Source organism: Psychrobacillus sp. L4, assembly GCF_042944905.1.
GTDB lineage: Bacteria > Bacillota > Bacilli > Bacillales_A > Planococcaceae > Psychrobacillus.
In genome coordinates, this window is sequence record NZ_CP168496.1 from 1,318,939 (window position 1) to 1,336,022 (window position 17,084).

At 35.7% G+C, this 17,084-nt stretch carries 17 protein-coding genes and 2 pseudogenes; 10 read left to right on the forward strand and 9 right to left on the reverse strand.

What is annotated here, in order from left to right; all coding sequences use genetic code 11:
• Position 1: 1 nt before the first annotated feature.
• Positions 2 to 754 carry a DUF3888 domain-containing protein gene (locus ACEPXG_RS06105; protein WP_391208483.1) on the reverse strand — a complete coding sequence of 251 codons (753 nt, stop codon included), beginning with the start codon at positions 752 to 754 and terminating at the stop codon, positions 2 to 4.
• 109 nt (positions 755 to 863) lie between these two features.
• Here ACEPXG_RS06105 and ACEPXG_RS06110 point away from each other — a divergent pair, with 109 nt between their 5' ends.
• Positions 864 to 1,208 (forward strand): hypothetical protein, encoded by a 345-nt coding sequence (locus ACEPXG_RS06110; RefSeq protein ID WP_391208485.1) that lies wholly within the window; start codon positions 864 to 866, stop codon positions 1,206 to 1,208.
• Positions 1,209 to 1,437: 229 nt separating this feature from the next.
• Here the strand turns inward: ACEPXG_RS06110 and ACEPXG_RS06115 are convergent, their stop codons facing one another.
• The gene (locus ACEPXG_RS06115) at positions 1,438 to 1,866 is read right to left on the reverse strand and encodes a MarR family winged helix-turn-helix transcriptional regulator (RefSeq protein ID WP_391208487.1); all 429 of its coding nucleotides are present in this window, start codon (positions 1,864 to 1,866) and stop codon (positions 1,438 to 1,440) included.
• Positions 1,867 to 1,987: 121 nt separating this feature from the next.
• On the opposite strand from ACEPXG_RS06115, the gene ACEPXG_RS06120 reads away from it, so the two are divergent.
• Together ACEPXG_RS06120 and ACEPXG_RS06125 are read left to right on the forward strand one after the other, a co-directional pair.
• Positions 1,988 to 2,575 (forward strand): NAD(P)H-dependent oxidoreductase, encoded by a 588-nt coding sequence (locus ACEPXG_RS06120; RefSeq protein WP_391208489.1) that lies wholly within the window; start codon positions 1,988 to 1,990, stop codon positions 2,573 to 2,575.
• 341 nt (positions 2,576 to 2,916) lie between these two features.
• Positions 2,917 to 4,104: a NupC/NupG family nucleoside CNT transporter gene (locus ACEPXG_RS06125; RefSeq protein WP_391208491.1), complete on the forward strand. Its 1,188-nt coding sequence runs from the start codon at positions 2,917 to 2,919 to the stop codon at positions 4,102 to 4,104.
• A 9-nt stretch (positions 4,105 to 4,113) separates the two neighbouring features.
• On the opposite strand, the gene ACEPXG_RS06130 is transcribed toward ACEPXG_RS06125, so the two are convergent.
• Both ACEPXG_RS06130 and ACEPXG_RS06135 read right to left on the reverse strand, forming a co-directional pair.
• Entirely contained in the window at positions 4,114 to 4,791 is a 678-nt protein-coding gene (locus ACEPXG_RS06130; RefSeq protein WP_391208493.1) for a TspO/MBR family protein, read from the reverse strand.
• A gap of 588 nt (positions 4,792 to 5,379) precedes the next feature.
• The gene (locus ACEPXG_RS06135) at positions 5,380 to 5,682 is read right to left on the reverse strand and encodes a YciI family protein (protein WP_391208495.1); all 303 of its coding nucleotides are present in this window, start codon (positions 5,680 to 5,682) and stop codon (positions 5,380 to 5,382) included.
• A 205-nt stretch (positions 5,683 to 5,887) separates the two neighbouring features.
• Between ACEPXG_RS06135 and ACEPXG_RS06140 the strand changes: the two genes are divergently transcribed.
• Entirely contained in the window at positions 5,888 to 7,342 is a 1,455-nt protein-coding gene (locus tag ACEPXG_RS06140) for an alanine/glycine:cation symporter family protein (protein WP_391208496.1), read from the forward strand.
• Between the two features lie 170 nt (positions 7,343 to 7,512).
• Here the strand turns inward: ACEPXG_RS06140 and ACEPXG_RS06145 are convergent, their stop codons facing one another.
• Together ACEPXG_RS06145 and ACEPXG_RS06150 are read right to left on the reverse strand one after the other, a co-directional pair.
• A complete protein-coding gene (locus tag ACEPXG_RS06145) occupies positions 7,513 to 8,436 on the reverse strand; it encodes a DUF2892 domain-containing protein (protein WP_391208498.1) in 924 nt (307 codons plus the stop codon).
• Between the two features lie 143 nt (positions 8,437 to 8,579).
• Positions 8,580 to 8,834 carry an alpha/beta-type small acid-soluble spore protein gene (locus ACEPXG_RS06150; RefSeq protein ID WP_391209801.1) on the reverse strand — a complete coding sequence of 85 codons (255 nt, stop codon included), beginning with the start codon at positions 8,832 to 8,834 and terminating at the stop codon, positions 8,580 to 8,582.
• A 285-nt stretch (positions 8,835 to 9,119) separates the two neighbouring features.
• Between ACEPXG_RS06150 and ACEPXG_RS06155 the strand changes: the two genes are divergently transcribed.
• The 3 genes from ACEPXG_RS06155 (at position 9,120) to splB (ending at position 11,230) form a co-directional block, all read left to right on the forward strand.
• Positions 9,120 to 9,788: a DUF6944 family repetitive protein gene (locus ACEPXG_RS06155; protein ID WP_391208500.1), complete on the forward strand. Its 669-nt coding sequence runs from the start codon at positions 9,120 to 9,122 to the stop codon at positions 9,786 to 9,788.
• Positions 9,789 to 9,962: 174 nt separating this feature from the next.
• On the forward strand, positions 9,963 to 10,187 hold the full coding sequence (locus ACEPXG_RS06160) for a transcriptional regulator SplA domain-containing protein (protein ID WP_391208502.1): 225 nt from the start codon (positions 9,963 to 9,965) through the stop codon (positions 10,185 to 10,187).
• A 14-nt stretch (positions 10,188 to 10,201) separates the two neighbouring features.
• Positions 10,202 to 11,230, forward strand: a complete 1,029-nt coding sequence (gene splB, locus ACEPXG_RS06165) for a spore photoproduct lyase (protein ID WP_151699387.1) — start codon at positions 10,202 to 10,204, stop codon at positions 11,228 to 11,230.
• Positions 11,231 to 11,277: 47 nt separating this feature from the next.
• Here the strand turns inward: splB and ACEPXG_RS06170 are convergent.
• A pseudogene (locus ACEPXG_RS06170) lies at positions 11,278 to 11,616 on the reverse strand (monooxygenase family protein); the annotation flags it as partial.
• Positions 11,617 to 11,698: 82 nt separating this feature from the next.
• Between ACEPXG_RS06170 and ACEPXG_RS06175 the strand changes: the two are divergent.
• Positions 11,699 to 12,864 (forward strand): IS3 family transposase gene (locus ACEPXG_RS06175; RefSeq protein WP_391202224.1). Its coding sequence is split into 2 segments (ribosomal slippage): positions 11,699 to 11,975 and positions 11,975 to 12,864, totalling 1,167 coding nucleotides; the frame shifts between segments, so codons are not numbered across the junction.
• 41 nt (positions 12,865 to 12,905) lie between these two features.
• Here the strand turns inward: ACEPXG_RS06175 and ACEPXG_RS06180 are convergent.
• Both ACEPXG_RS06180 and pgeF read right to left on the reverse strand, forming a co-directional pair.
• Positions 12,906 to 13,061, reverse strand: a pseudogene (locus tag ACEPXG_RS06180) (monooxygenase family protein); the annotation flags it as partial.
• Between the two features lie 11 nt (positions 13,062 to 13,072).
• On the reverse strand, positions 13,073 to 13,837 hold the full coding sequence (pgeF, locus tag ACEPXG_RS06185; RefSeq protein ID WP_391208504.1) for a peptidoglycan editing factor PgeF: 765 nt from the start codon (positions 13,835 to 13,837) through the stop codon (positions 13,073 to 13,075).
• 386 nt (positions 13,838 to 14,223) lie between these two features.
• Between pgeF and ACEPXG_RS06190 the strand changes: the two genes are divergently transcribed.
• Both ACEPXG_RS06190 and ACEPXG_RS06195 read left to right on the forward strand, forming a co-directional pair.
• A complete protein-coding gene (locus ACEPXG_RS06190) occupies positions 14,224 to 15,162 on the forward strand; it encodes a Gfo/Idh/MocA family protein (RefSeq protein ID WP_391208506.1) in 939 nt (312 codons plus the stop codon).
• A gap of 414 nt (positions 15,163 to 15,576) precedes the next feature.
• The gene (locus ACEPXG_RS06195; protein ID WP_391209803.1) at positions 15,577 to 16,977 is read left to right on the forward strand and encodes an alanine/glycine:cation symporter family protein; all 1,401 of its coding nucleotides are present in this window, start codon (positions 15,577 to 15,579) and stop codon (positions 16,975 to 16,977) included.
• Positions 16,978 to 17,084 lie beyond the last annotated feature (107 nt).

Genomic DNA, 17,084 nt, shown 5'->3' on the forward strand with positions numbered 1-17,084 from the left:
CTTAATTGTTTTTCCATACATACCATGGTAATTTATAATCCATTTTCTTACCTTGTTTATTATTTTTGTCTGTTACTATCCAATTACCATCTTTCTTTTGTACATGATAAATTACATTTGTACCATCAGACTTTTTAAAGAGTATATAACCTGTGTTGCCTTTTATAAAGGTTACAGGGTCAATAACATTTTTGTAGGGTATCTTTCTCTCAGGTAATAAAATGTTGGTTACTATTTCTTCTGCAATATTAATAAGAGATTTAAATTCATTATTTATTTCTGTTTGGTATTGCAATTGATTGTATGTGTAAGAAGAGTAAGACTCTAAATTCAAATTAAAAGACTGTTTTATATCTGAAAGTGTTGCACTATAGAATTCATTTATTTCTTTTTCTTCTTTACTTCCCTCATGTTTAAAGCTAATGGTTTTAACCCCAAATGGACTTATATTAAAAGTCATTGTTTCCTTACCATAAGGAGGGTCATGTGCATGTTCAAATGTTGTGACTTGGACTTCTGCATTAAAATCAAAACTGCCCTCATGCTCTCTTGTAATACTCAGAATTTTAGCATCTTCAAATTGTTTGGGATAGCCATAATAATTAATAATTTCTTTATCCATAGAGGGGAATAGTGTTGTAATCAAAGTATCATAAATAAGCTTATAATCAGGCTGTTCACTTTGGGCATAAATATTACTGGAACTAATCCAAAAAGTTATTGTAGCAATTAAAATATAAGTTATTTTTTTCATGGGGTATTAAGCCTCTCTAAAATATTTTTCATATATAACTTGTGCCAATAAGAGCAAATTATCTAAAGTTTTTTTAAAAATTGGGGTAAAACTATCCTGAGGTGAGAACATGAGAAAATGTCCAAATACAGAAATATTGCTGAAAACTACTGAGAAAGACAAAGATGAGCTTGTTAAAGCTTTGAATGGAATCATTCCGAAAGTATATGGCTCAAGTCTTGTTTATAAGGAGTGGAGAATTGAGGTTATAAAACCCATGCCTCTTCTAACTGGGTTTGAGGAGAATTACTATAAAATGGCTATTAACTTCTGTGGAAAAAGAGTAGCAGGCCATTCTTGGTTTGTTAGGTTAAGGTTCCCAAGATTACTTCCAGCTCAGAGTGCATCACTTAGGGAGCTGTATGTTGTTAAAGATAAATATAATAAATGGTTTCCTTGGTTTCAATATCATTAAAAATTGAACAAATCAAAAGGGAGAGGTATATTTGCCTCTCTTTTGTTTTTATGTAACAGAAAATAATCCCCCTCAAAATATTGCAATGTAAGGAGCAATATGAGCAGGTTTCACAGTTTAAAGGCTCTCCTCTCTAAAAAAATACATTAATTACTTGGTAGTAAGCATATCAATATTACCTTCCAATTCTTGACTAATGCTCTAGGGTTAGAAAAAGAGGAAAGATTTTTTAATAAAAAAGTTTTGTCTGAAGTATATCAAGAGCGCGATCAATATCATCCAAATCTTCTTGTGAAGCATTTTTTATTCGATTTAGAAAATGTAATTCTACGGTTGCAAAAGATTTGTTCATCATGGTTTCTCCTTCTTTAGAGAGACAAATATATTGTTTTCGGCGATCTTCTGAATCACTTAATTTTTCAATTAAATTTTTTTCACTTAACTTTTTCAACTCACGGCTTGTATTGGGCAAAGATATATGCTGACAATCACTAATTTCACTTGGGGTCACAGGCTGACTAACAGTTATATATTCAAGGATTTTATATTGAACTGGAGTGATAGAATCTGATTTAGCATTCTGTGTCAATTCGTGTGTCACTCGATGAACTGAAGTTAATAATGCTATACATTTGTTAAAAAGAGCGTTTTTGTCCATAACTTTCACCTCTTACTATTAACATACCAATAATGTTATCAAAAAACAATTATCATTTGACAATTAAAAACGAGTGATGTTACTATTTACTTGTCAAATGATAACTAAAGGGGAAGAGAATATGAATACGCTAGTGATTTATACATATCCTAATCACAAAAGTTTAAATTATGCATTTTTACAAAAAGTAATTGAAGGAAGTATGGAGAATCCTAATATTAATGAGTTGCAAGTATTAGATTTATATGGAGAGGGGTTTAATCCCGTTCTCGTATTTAATGAGCAAAAACGAAGACGTGATATGCATCGTGATCCTTACATTGAAAAATATAGAAAGCAAATTACGTGGGCAGATCAGATTGTATTTGTGTATCCAATCTGGTGGGGAAGGCCACCTGCAATGCTTATGGGATACATAGATCAATTATTTGCTGCTAATTTTGCCTACAGGGATAAGAAGGGGTTACTACCAGAAGGACTTTTGAAAGGAAAGTCAGTTGTATGTGTATCGACCATGAAGGGGCCGAAAAATTATCTGCGTTTTTGGTTAAATAATGCTCATCAAGTATTAATGAGGAGAGCTCTATTTAATTTTGTGGGCATAAAAAAAGTGAAATTTTTTGAGTTCGGTAATATGGAAAAAGCAAATGGAAAACAAACAAAAAAACTAGAAAAAATTTATCGATATTTTAAGGAGTTAAACCGCTAGTAATAATATCTAATAGTCGAAGAGTTTAAAGTATGTCATATAATCTCGAGTGCATCTCAGAAAACCTTAAGTGTATTTTATTATCCGAAAAAGGAATTAAACAGAATATAGCTTTTAATAAGTCCATTTAAAAAAGGTTAAAGCAGCGATATTAATTTTAGATTTAAATAACTTCATATAGATTTAGACACTTCCTTTAAATAAAAGTGATTATTGGAGGTGTCTTTTCGTTAGACACTAACTTGGAATGTCAAAATTAACTAATATGTATCCATCTTCATGCATTGGATATGCTAATGAAATATGCAAATTAGAATCTAATGAATTGGAGAGAAATGATCATGACAGGACTTTTTACAGCAATTTTATCAGTTATTGTATTAATAGGAACGGCATTTTTATTATCAAATAACAAGAAAAGTATCAACTATAGAGCAGTTGTAATCTTATTTATAGCTCAGCTTATTACTGCATATGCAATGCTTAATACGACAATTGGTGGAAATATAGTAATAGCAGTTACGAACTTTTTCTCTAAGTTGATGGAATTTGGAAGAGAGGGGATAGCTTTTGTTTTTGGAGGTTTTGTGTTCACGAATGACACGCCTGTATTCTTTATCTCGGTATTACTACTAATTGTATTTACATCTACTTTACTTAGTGTACTGACTTACATCAGAATTTTACCTCTAATGATTAAATATCTTGGAGGAGCAATTTCTAAAGTAACAGGTTTACCAGTAATTGAATCTTTCTCGACGGTTGCATCATCCATCTTTGGAGATACGGGAGCTTTACTCGCCGTTAAGACTCATATTCCTAAAATGAATAGAAACAGGTTATTTATAGCTACTACAGCATCCATGACAAGTGTGTCCGCATCTATTGTAGGAGCTTATATGACAATGATTCCTCCTAAGTATGTACTGATAGCTTTACCTCTAAATGTAATGTCAGGGTTATTACTGGCATCAATGGTAGCTCCTGCTCAATATGTTGAAGGAGAACAGATTAAAGTGAAGGATATGATCCATGATGAGTCTCTTTTTGAGGCGATTGGCAATGGTGCTATTGATGGGATGAAAGTTGCTGGAATTGTGGGAGCTATGCTTATTGCTTACATCTCTCTAATTGCTATGATTAACTTTGTCCTTACAGCGACTATAGGAACGGATTTGACCACTATTCTGGGTTATTTATTGTCTCCGGTAGCGTGGTTGATGGGTGTACCTGCACATGAAATGATTCGAGCAGGAGGGATAATGGGAACAAAGATTATCTCCAATGAATTTGTTGCAATGTTGGGCTTTAAAGAAATTATACCCAACTTGTCTGCTAAGACAGTTGGAGTCGTATCCGCATTCCTAGTATCGTTTGCCAACTTTAGTACGATTGGAATCATCTTAGGGACAGTGAAGGCAATCGATGAAAAACAATCTGCAATGGTTGCAAAGTTTGGACTTAAAATGCTATTTGTTGCTACTATGGCATCTGTGTTAACGGCTACAATCGTTGGGTCATTTATCTAAAGAAAGTACTTATTTCTCACTTTTAACTTTTGAAATAAATGTATACAGTGTAGTAGAACTAATAATAACGATGCTAATCAGAGTGACCAGATGAATAGCTTTTTCTTGTGTGTTCATGTAAATCGCTACATAAGACCAAATAATAACTAGTGGGTACAAAATGTCTTGGTTAATAAGTGTAAACAATACAGCTAATATGCATCCTAATATGAGCGCAATAACCGTCCAACCGAGTTCTTCTATCCCTAAAAACGGGAAGCTATTGTTACGAACAAAATATGTAAATACATTCACAATACTCGCTATAAACACCCATCCTAAATAAATTGAAAATGGGATGAGATCAAAGAGACCACGGTTAGTATTCCGTTTAATTTTTCTGTAAATCCGTATTAGTGAGAACAATAAAAGAAAAATAATAACCGTAGACAAGCGAATCTTTTGTTGTGTAAATGCTAAAATCCAAGCTCCATTTAATATAAAATTTACAGGAATTAATAATTGAAGTTCCTTATAAACACTCCCTTTTTTCCCACGTACAAAAAATCCTTTTACAATCCATAAAAACAAAAGGAAATAAATGAGGATCCATATGGAAAAAGCATAGTTTGCTGGTTGTATTAACGGCGTTTGCTCATTTGCAGTATACCCTACATTGTATCCAAGGGAATAATTGATAACTAGCATAACAATAAAAAAGATGAGGTTAACAATGGATATACGTATTATTAGATTCAGTATTTTTCCTCCTTTGTGGGTTATAGGATTAATTGTTATACAATAATCCTATTCTACATAAACTACATTGCCTTCTTTAAGCATTATGGAGATAGGAGGAATCGAATGAACACCCCTTATTTTAACAATATGTGCTTGTGCCCATTAATAGACTGGGAAGGACAAGTTGCTCATTTTGCAAAGGATGCGTATGCGTATGGCTTTCCTCTTTTACTCATGGATAAAACGAGAAGGAAAGGTTTATTAAGTTTAGCGCAGAACAATAAATTCTATCATCAAAAGGAATTAATCTACCTCGCAGTTTACGGAGGTGATGAGACCAAATGTAGATACGCTTTATTCTTCTGCATTCTTTGGAAAATAGTTTTTTTAGTTAGATTTATAATTGAATTTATTAAAAATGGATTAATTTTCTCACCTAACTAGAGAATTTAAAACTTTTAAGAAAAGCGTTATATCAAGTGAGGTTATAGAAGAGGCATATCAAGCCATTTCAATAAACTTTTTATCATTTCTTATTATATTTTCAGTAATACTTTACTTTTTATATAAAGCAACTCGGCAAGGAAATAGTTGCGCTTCCATAATCCCATCTTTAACAGCGGGGTCATTATGCATAAGCTCAATTGCTTCTTCCTCCGTATCTACTTCCAAAATGACTATTCCCATTGGGTCCATAGTTAAAGTTCTACCTGCTAAAAGAAGCTTTCCTTCTTCTTGCAAATTTTGTAATACTTCAAAATGATGTTGGACAACTAAATTTTCTTTTTCAGTCCAGTTCGCTTGATCTAACAAGGAAGGAACAAGTTTGAGTTGATATAAAAACTGTAATTTTTCCATTAGAGATTTCCTTAAAAGTGCGATGTAAAAATATACTTCATTATTATTGTATCAAAAACATAGAATGATAGCTTTATCTGAAAAGTATTGGTTAAAGTTTTGCAGAGTGGTATAAAATATTTTCTTCGAAACAGGTTGAATATTCTGTTTTTAATACATATACTTAAAATGAAATAAAATTTTTTACTAAGTTAGGGGGATTTAGTTGGAGCAATTAGTAGGATGGTTGAATAATGTGTTGTGGAGTTCTCCAATCATTTATTTGTCGCTTGGAGTTGGAGTGTTGTTTTCAATCATGACTCGCTTTATGCAAGTTAGATTGGTGAAGGACATGGTGAAGCTACTATTTAAAGGGGAGAAGTCAGATGCAGGTATTACTTCTTTTCAAGCGATGTCAGTTGCTTTATCTGGACGAGTAGGAACTGGTAATATTGCAGGAACGGCAACAGCAATAGCGTTTGGAGGTCCCGGAGCAGTATTCTGGATGTGGGCGATTGCTTTTCTTGGAGCAAGTACGGCATATGTGGAATCGACGTTGGCACAAATCTATAAAGTAAAGCAGGATGGGGAATACCGCGGAGGTCCTGCATATTATTTCGAAAAAGGGATCGGGAAAAAGTGGTATGGGGTACTTTTCGCTGTTTCATCTGTATTAGCAATGGCGTTGTTAATGCCAGGTGTACAGGCAAACTCGATTGCAGCGGGGCTTGAGAATGCATTTGGTATGAATACTATGATTACTGCTATTATTATTGTTATACTTCTTGGTTTTATCATTTTTGGAGGAATCAAAAGGATTGCTAATACTGCTCAATTTGTTGTGCCATTTATGGCGGTTGGATATGTCCTTGTATCACTTATTGTTATTGCACTTAATGTTACTGAATTACCGAATATATTTGTGCTAATTTTCAAGAGTGCATTTGGAATGGATGCAGCATTTGGTGGAATAGTAGGTATGGCTATTTCGTGGGGTGTTAAACGCGGAATCTATTCGAACGAAGCAGGGCAAGGGTCTGGTGCACACGCTGCTGGTGCAGCTGAAGTTTCGCATCCAGCAAAACAAGGAATTGTTCAAGCATTTTCTGTTTATATCGATACGTTGATCGTCTGTTCAGCGACTGCTTTTATGATATTAATTACAGGAATGTATAATACAGTTCGACCAGATAGCACTTTTATCGTAAAACGACTAGGAGATATGCAACCAGGTCCGGGATATACACAATCAGCTGTCGAATCGGTTTTACCTGGTTTCGGAGCGGGCTTTGTCGCAATTGCATTATTCTTCTTCGCATTTACGACTATTATGGCTTACTATTATATTGCAGAAACAAATATTGCTTATTTAACGAGAAAAACGAAATCGAAATTACCAATGTTATTAGTCAAGATTGTGTTATTAGGAGCTACTTTCTATGGAAGTATTCGCACAGCTGCCGTTGCATGGGACATGGGAGATATCGGCTTAGGTCTTATGGTTTGGCTCAATTTAATTGGAATATTAATACTCTTTAAGCCTTCTATGATTGCTTTAAAAGATTACGAGAAACAGAAAAAAGAAGGAATAGATCCAGTATTCCGTCCAGAACTGCTTGGAATTAAACATGCGGATTTCTGGGAGACTGAAGAGTATCGTAAAAAATATTTAGAGAAATAGAGTAGTAGCTGGCACATCAATATAAATTTGATGTGCCAGTTTTATGTTAAAGGCAAGAAATACTTTGCAAACTTTTAAAAATGAAGTTCGAATCTCAACTCAAATTTAATTTTTGTCGAGATTCGAACTTGCTTATTAGATTCTAAATTGGCCAGAACTGTTACTAAAAATCATTGCAGAATATTTGATGTAGGTGCGTTGTTGTTGTTGTTGTTGTTGTTTGATGTTTTTGAAGACGCGTTTATTACGGAAGAATCTAAATGAGGTAATTTATCCTTATTATCTGCACCATTTATTTGTGATTTTGTTTCATCTGCTTTTGGCTTGTTGTTACTGCTATTATTAGAAACTGACGCAGATTTCATGGTCGTATTATTTGAAGTAGTGTTTTTCAGACCACTTGAATTTCCATTTGTAGCATTCCTCGTGTTATTCTTTCCGTTAGCTGTTGCATTCTTATTAGATGTTTCACTAGCCGCAGAAGCTTGCTTTCCAGGATTATTTTGTGATCCGATCATGCTAGCAACGTCATTGATTATTTGTCCAACCTGTGGTGCAATGGTTTGGGATGCAGTTCCACTTGTCATTTGTTGGGCCGCATTTCCTAGAGTCTGAGCGATGTTACCACTCGCAGCATTTTGTCCTGTAGCACCGTTCGTACTTTGAGTCCCACCCTTATTTTGAGCACTAACCGTCGCACTTTGAGAAGCATTTCCACTAGTGAACATTTGTACGACTTTTCCGACTATCTGCATTATGTTGCCCATTTGTCTATTGCTATTATCCGAAGAAATTTCTCCAGATGGAGTTGAGCTATTCATTGCAGCACCAGATAATGCACCTTGAGAAGAGTTGCCGCTCTTCATTTTTTGCATCATATTACTATTCGTTATGGATGAACCCATTGCCTTTCTCGGGCAAAATTTTGTAGCGCCTTCCGCTGCTTTCATTGAACCTAACAAGATAAGCAATTTTCCACTTCTGCTTTTCGAATCATGTATAAGCCTTACCGTGCCATAAGCAGTCATCATTGAGCCCAACATGAAACGGGTATATGCACTTCTTGAACTGATGTTTTGTTGTGTTTGTGTCATCTGTGTAGTACCTCCAGTTGTATTTTCGAAAAAGCGCCTTACTGCTACTATTTTTATTGCAAAGTAGCATGGGACTCAGCTTTATAATCCCCCAACCTTCGCTGATTATGCGTCTAGGGGAGAGCAACTGCGGAGTAGTTAGTTCATTTTCGTGTCATTTGTTCTTGAGCCATTCTTATCATTTCTTTCACCATATTACCGCCAATCGGTCCACCAATTTTTCCAGCCTGTTCAGATGTAAGTTTGCCATTGTATCCCTTACTCAATGGAATATTTAACTCTTCAGCAACTTCGTACTTTACATGATCGGGATTGTTTAAATCTACATCGTAACCGATATCTTTCATAACTCGTGCCTTAAGTTTGTCTAATTCTTTTCGAGCGGAAGGTACTAATATTTTTTTTTTTTGTCATTTTCCTTCACTCCTTTGCTTATTATTCTTACCTGAAAATGAAGCTTTACTCGTGTTAGAGCAAAGTACTCTGAGAAAATCAGACTAAACTATTTTCCGGGAAATATAAATTTTAGAATGTCCTTCTTTTTTCTAATAAATAACCACTTTTTTTTGACTAAATTCAATAACCGAGTTTCAGGTGAAACAGCAAAGTGTCAATATTGAAAACACCACATATGTATTAATGAATAAGATATAGTAACTTCTTTTCTGGAACGGTGGGATGTTGTGAAGAAACATGGAGAGGAGCTCATTTTTTCGGGAGCATGGGTAATTGTAATTGGGACAATTATCTCTGCTATAGGACAAACGAAAGAAACTACGACTGGTACTCCAAAGGGTGCAAAGTTAGTTGCGCAAGGAAATGCCATCGAAGCTTTTGGCAATAGCCTTCAAGTGCTGGGAAATACAGAATTATTTTTGGAAGAAAAAGAGCCATTCCGAATGGACAACATCATAGGATGCTGGCTTCAAGCTGGAGGAAACTCTACAAACACAGTTGCAACGGAGATTGAAATTCATTCTTCTGAGGAAGAGGGACTTAGGTTAAATGCAGTTGGAAGCGGAGTACAAGGTCTTGGTGCAGTTTATGAAGCTGTAGGGGCTGTAGCAGGAAAATCACCAACAAAAAATCTTGAGGCAACGGGAAATAGCTTAGTAGCATTGGGAGCATTTCTTGATGCAGCTGGTAATATATCGATTCTAAATAAATTGGATATTTCAGGAGAAACGCTAGAATTAATTGGAAGTTGGACACAAGTAATTGGCGCATGTACAGAACTTATTGCTTTAGCCATTGCATCGAATATCGAATTAACACAACAAAAAAGTTATTCTTATCCATATGCTGATGTAGGGTATTATTGGTACGAGCCGAATCCTTATGGAATGATATAGCTCCCTAATGACACTCCGTATATAAGGTGGCCGAAGAGAGAATTTCGGTCGCTTTTTCATTTTTTTATGGGAATTCTGTTCCTGGCAATTTCCTTTACTAATAAATCAATAAACAGTGACATAATTTTCTCATATACAGCCAAACTAACTTCAAGAAATGAGGAGGGTGATGTCTTGCTTAGTAATTACAATGCGGGAGACGTAGTTTATATTTTTTATCGAAATCCACATATCCAAAATGTAGCTAATATACAAGAAGCGGCCGTTGTAAATAGCCCGGATAATCCGAATGAATTAGCTCTTTTTCTTTATGAAACTTATTACCCTTTATCAACTGAAATGGCCATCTATGCAAATGAAGCAGATGCTGAACACGCGTATCGCCAGTATTTTCATTAAAAGGGAGGTAAGACATGAAAAAACCATTTACACCACAGCTTGTATATTTTGAACCAAATGCATTGGAATATCCACTTGGGAAAGAACTAAAAGAAAAATTTGAAAAGATGGGAACAGAAATTCGTTATACGACTTCTCATAATCAAGTTCGAGATCTACCTGGTGAAAATGATTTTCAAAAGTATCGTATTGCCAAATCCACTCTCGTCGTGGGAATTCGGAAAACCCTTAAGTTTGATACGTCCAAACCTTCAGCTGAATATGCGATACCATTTGCTACAGGTTGTATGGGCCATTGTCATTATTGTTATTTACAAACAACCATGGGAAGCAAGCCATACATTCGTACATATGTGAATGTGGAAGAAATCTTGGAAGCCGCTGATCGTTATATGGAAGAACGTGCCCCTGACATTACTCGATTTGAAGCATCTTGTACTTCTGATATTGTTGGGATTGATCACTTAACCCATACATTAAAAAGAGCAATCGAGCATTTTGGTCAAACTGAACTTGGTAGGTTGAGATTTGTAACGAAATTTCATTATGTTGACCATTTACTAGATGCCAAACATAACGGAAAGACCAGATTTCGTTTCAGTGTAAATGCTGATTATGTCATTAAAAACTTTGAACCTGGGACATCTTCTTTAGCTAATCGAATAGAAGCGGCAGGAAAAGTAGCGAGAGCTGGTTATCCGCTTGGTTTCATCGTAGCTCCAATTTACCTTCATGAAGGATGGGAGGAAGGTTATTATCATCTGTTTGAGCGGCTTGATGCGGAACTTCCTATGGATGCAAGAGATGATATTACATTTGAATTCATTCAACACCGTTTTACAAAGCCCGCTAAAAAAGTGATTGAAAAGAACTATCCTATGACCAAATTAGAACTAGATGAAACCGCAAGAAGATATAAATGGGGAAAGTATGGAATAGGTAAATATATTTACCAAAAAGAGGAAGAAGAAGATATAAAAGAACATCTTTATGGGTATATGAAAAAATTTTTCCCGAAGGCTAAACTTGAATATTTTACGTGAACAGTACAAAAGCACATCAAGTTAAGCAATTGATGTGCTTTTCGTTATCATGTTTTTGTGATGTTATTAAGCCGCTTTCGAGCAGAGTTGCGTTCAGCGGTAATTGGAATATGTTTCATGGCCTTTCCCAAACCATATAGAGGCATATTTCCATACACCGTTTCGTAATGTCCCTTTTTAAGCTCATAGGTTTCGTGATAAATTCCAACCGCATCATTGTTACCTATTTTTTTATTGAAATTCTTCCATGCTGTCAAATGTTTTTCACCATTCGCATAAGCAAGCAGATCTTCAGTGGACCGCCAATATTGAATCATTACCGTAGTTCTAAGGCCAAAAAAGCTTTCCATGGATAAAAAACCTAACGCTTCTTTGTTCGTATGGACTAACCTAAAATAATGAGACAATATAAAACACCTTCGATAGTGGTACACTTAAAACAAGTACTTAAATCGGAGGTGTTTTTGCATGGGCAAAAACGTGTATTCAAGTGAAATTAAATGGGCAGTCGTGAAAGATAAAATGAGCGGTCATCTTACGACGAAAGAAATTATGGAGAAATACGGAATTAAGAATAAATCTCAAATTGAGACATGGATGAGATGGTATAGAGCGAATGAAATTCATCGTTTCGATCAACCGATCGGGAAGCAATATTCATTTGGGCATGGACCTGAATTTAAGAGTGAAGAAGAGAAGAAAGATACACAAATGAACCATTTGAAAATGGAGAATGAGATTCTAAAAAAGTATATGGAAATGGTAAAGGAGTTGAAAAACAGCTAGTTCTTCAAATCGTGGAAAAGTATCGAAAAAAATATACAGTAACGGCAATTCTGTCAGCCCTTCAGGTGCCTCGATCCACCTTTTATCGTTGGTTAGCAGAAGGTGTAGAATACGTTCGAACCAAAGCAGAAGAAGCAATCATCGAACTATGCAAGAAAACGAAATACCGCAATGGTCATCGTAAAATTAAGGCGTTATTGAAAAGAGAATATGGAATTGAATTAGACCGCAATACGGTCCAGAAAACCATGCAGAAGTATAATCTTCAATGCAAAGTGAAGCAAAAACGAAAATGGAAATCACAAGGAGAGTCAGTAGTAATTGCCCCAAATTTATTGAATCGTAACTTTACAGCTAGTAAACCGAATGAAAAATGGGTAACAGATATTACGTATATTCAATATGGTAGCGTCACTTTATATCTTTCGACGATCATGGATTTATATAATAATGAAATTGTCGCTTATAAGCTCTACAATCATCAACAGACACCGTTGGTAATAGATACGCTTAAAGAGGCATTGATAGCTCGTGGAAATCCGCAGGAAGTCATTGTACATTCTGATCAAGGGAGTGTTTACACATCATATGCGTATCAGGATTGCTTGAAGGAGAATCATCTAGTGAGTAGCATGTCCAGACGCGGCAACTGTTGGGATAACGCTGTTATCGAATCCTATCATTCTAGTTTAAAAACAGAAGAATTTTATTTAACTAAGTTTAATTCATTGAGCAATATTTGCGTTATACAACGAATTGACGAATATCTTCATCATTACAATGAAGAACGTATCCAAGAAAAATTAGGCTACCTAACACCAAAAGAATTTGGCATTGCGGCAGCCTAAAATAGGTGTTTTATATGTGTCTCATATCGCTAGGTCAGTTCAGTATAAAGCTCTTTTATCATTCCAGGCATGGCATTAAATACCGGAAGCCACTTATTCACGGCTAATCGCTTGTTAATCCTCATCCCAATAATAAACACGACAACATCCTCGTTATTCTCCGTTGTGTAACGCCCGGTAAAAATCTGCTTAGCCATTCAATTCTCCTTCAATCCCTTTTTTTCATTATAAAACTCAGATGTCTTCCACTTTTTTTGTCTTGACGATAAGAGAAACCATCTGGATGCAAATAAGTACAAGTCGGATCAATCGTAATTTGATCAGACGGGATGCCTGTCAGTTCACATTGCTTTTTCACGGTTTGCTGATTGTCAATATGATACTTGTGGGTTTGGTTATTGTAATAGATAAAATCATCTGTATATCCAAGATGTTTGAATTTAACATACACATCTTCATCGACTTCAAACTTTTCTTGGCTCAGTGCTGTACCAATCTGTACATGCAAATCACTTGGATTACAATGTTCTACTTCTTTTAAATGCTCAAAAAGTTTTAAAGTAACTTCTTTGACTGTACCTTGCCATCCAGAATGAATCACGCCAATTAACCCGTTCACTTCATTATAAAAAATCACTGGTACACAATCCGCAGTGAAGCTGCACAATACCAGATTTGGCTCATACGTATACAGGGCGTCTGTATCTGCAATTGCGGAATCCATTCGATCTGCGCCTCTCCCTTTGTCATTAAGGGTAACTCGATGAAAATTTGAGCTATGTGTTTGATTGGCAGAAACGAAGGTATCTAAACCGCAATCCAAAAAAGTAGCTAACTTCTTGCGATTTTCTATTACATTTTTAGGGGTTTCACAGACATGGAGAGCCATATTGTTGTCTTCATGTTCCGTTTCATCTTTCATAGTTATTCCTGCTATGAATTTCTCATTATTTAAGTATATGTTTGTTTTCATATCATCACCTATTATTAATATATATTAGTGCAATCTTGGTGTATAGGTCAGTAAACTCTGGTAAAGAAATAATCTATAGATTTGATATGAAAGATGATCCCGAAGAGCGCTATCAAAGTAAAGAAACTGGGAGTGGTACAGCAAAAAAGACCTTATGGAAAGCACTACAGAATACTTCGATTAAATAACGAATGTATGAAGGAACGTTCTTATGGGATGTCATATATTTTAGCGGTATTAAGAAATATTGAGGCAATCTTTTTTATATTATAAATTTTTATAGTTTTAGATTTCATATATGATAAAATTAGATGATAAGCATCAGAGTATTCTTATTAAAATGAATGGATAAATATTATACAAATACATATGAGAGAGAGTGTGCTATGACTAAAACTACTTTTGCGTTAATTGGAACTGGAGTTGTTGGGGAGCGAATTATTAATCAAATTTTGGCTCATGCTAATTGCGAAATTGTGTCCGTATTAGACGAAAACAAAACAAGACTAAAGGAAATTTCAACAAAATATCAACTTCCAGCTGTTGAAACATTAGAGGAACTTTTTCAATCACAACCAAATTGGGTTTATATTGGAACACCTCCCGTAAGTCATGCTCCTTTGGCAGAACAAATAGCTGCACGTGGTTTTAATATCCTTTCTGAAAAGCCTCTTGCACATGATACGCTAGATGGCATACGTATGGTAAAAGCAGCAGATGAAGCTAAAGTTCATACAGCGATGCATTTTCCTTTAATGTACAGTCCTGAAGTACATAGTCTAAAAAAAGCGATTACTACAGATTCACTTGGCGATATTGTTCGTATTGAGCTACATACATACTTCCCACACTGGCCAAGAAAATGGCAACAAAATCCGTGGATAGCTTCAAGAGAACAAGGAGGTTTCATAAGAGAAATATTTCCACATTATCTTCAAATCTTGTATCATCTATTCGGTGATTTTACGATTTCTTCCCATGAGACGACCTATCCAGAAAATGAAGAATTATGTGAAACAGGTGTTATGGCTTTGGCTAAAACAGAAAGTGGAATACCAATTGTTTTGAATAGCTTGGCAGGAATTGGACAGGAAGAACGTCTAGAATTTAAGGTTTTTGGAACAAAAAAAGTAATGACAATTCGAAATTGGTCAGAGCTCTGGGTAAGTGAAAAGGACGAGAAAGCCGTTCATATTATTCCGGACAGTAAGCCCGAAAGTCTATTGGACGCATGTCATGGCTTGATAAATGGCAAAGAGTCTCAGATCGTATCGTTTGAAGAAGGATTGAAGGTACAAAATTGGATTGACCAGTTATTAGTATAAGAACTCTTTTAAAATTTATGAATGAGGTTCTTAAACAAGAACCTTATTTCAAAGTGTAGTTCTGGTTTCTATATCTTAATGTTCAACATATCTTCAACAATTTTACAGATAGAATGAAAGAGCCGATGGTAGTGACAATGTCACTTTCATCGGCTCTATTTCTTCCTGGTCCTTCTGCGATTAACGTATGTACTACGCTTTACTACAAGCTTTACATACATAGTTTGTTAAGCTTGGTGAAAGAATAGACAATATAGACAGTATGCGAGAGAAAATTGGTTCTGACGCAAGGAAGACTCATTATTTAGACTTATACAAATATAGCGAAACTGGTAGACTTTTTTTGCTTTGGAGTATATAAATAAAACTTACCCTACTTAAAATAGATTGGAAAGAGGTGGTTTCAACGTGTTTATGGACGCACTTAATTGGCTGGTTGGTCCAGCTAATGACTTTATATGGACATACGTACTGATCGGTGTTCTTTTATTAATAGGAGCTTATTTTACAATTCGTACAAAATTCGTTCAAGTACGATTGTTTGGTGAAATGTTCCGCCTGATTGTTGAGAAGAAAGAAGGAAAAAATGGGGTTTCCCCGTTCCAGGCATTCACAATCAGTGCAGCTTCTCGTGTAGGTACTGGTAACATTACAGGGGTCGCTCTTGCAATTGGAATTGGTGGACCTGGAGCGGTATTCTGGATGTGGATCATTGCAATCATAGGTATGTCCACAGCTTTCATAGAAAGCACGCTCGCGCAGGTCTATAAAGTAAAAGATGGAGATACATTCCGTGGTGGACCTGCTTATTATATGCAAAAAGCGTTGGGAATGCGGAAACTTGGGATTGTGTTTGCTATTCTTTTAACCCTTTGTTTTGGATTTATTTTCAATGCTGTGCAATCGAATACAATTAGTCAATCGTTCTCGGATGTCTTCGGAATTCCTGATTGGGCGATAGGTCTTGGCCTTGTTCTATTATCGGCAGTCATCATTTTTGGTGGAGTTCAAAGAATTGTAAAAGTAACGCAGACAATTGTTCCGGTCATGGCAATTCTCTACATTATCGTGGCACTTTACATTATGATTATGAATATTACAGAAGTTCCAGCTATGTTCAAACTTATTATTGAACATGCTTTCGGTATTAAGGAAATGGTCGGCGGAGGTATAGGTGCAGCAATGATGCAAGGGATACGTCGTGGGTTGTTTTCTAACGAAGCTGGGATGGGAAGTGTGCCGAACGCTGCAGCAACTGCAAATGTGTCTCACCCTGTAAAACAAGGACTAGTTCAAAGCCTTGGCGTATTTTTTGATACAATCATTATCTGTTCGGCAACCGCTTTCATCATTCTGCTTGCGGATCTTTATGGGACCGGGGATATGGATGGTATTCTTTTGACACAAGCTTCGATGGCTGTTCATGTAGGCGCATGGGCTCCGTATTTCATTGCTTTTGCAATCTTTTTCTTTGCTTATAGTTCAATTATAGGGAATTATTATTACGGCGAAACGAATATTGAATTCATGAATGCTCACAAATCTTGGATGACAGTTTACCGTTTCGTTGTACTTGGCATGGTTATGTTCGGTGCTATGGCAAAGGTAGGTATTGTCTGGAGTATGGCGGATTTATTCATGGGAATGATGGCGATAATAAACTTGATTGTCATTTTGGTCCTTGGTAAAGTTGCATATAAAGCGTTAGACGATTACTCAAGTCAGCGAAAAAAGGGTTTAAATCCTGTGTTTAAAGCAAGTACAATTCCAGGCCTCAAAGGTGCTGAATGTTGGGAAGAAGAGGAAAAGTTATAAAAGAAAACTAACATAAGTTAGCGAAAAGAGTACTGCCAATTGGTAGTGCTCTTTTTTTGTTTATTTCGACCATAAGAGCAAGAACGAGGACGAAATGAATGTGGTTA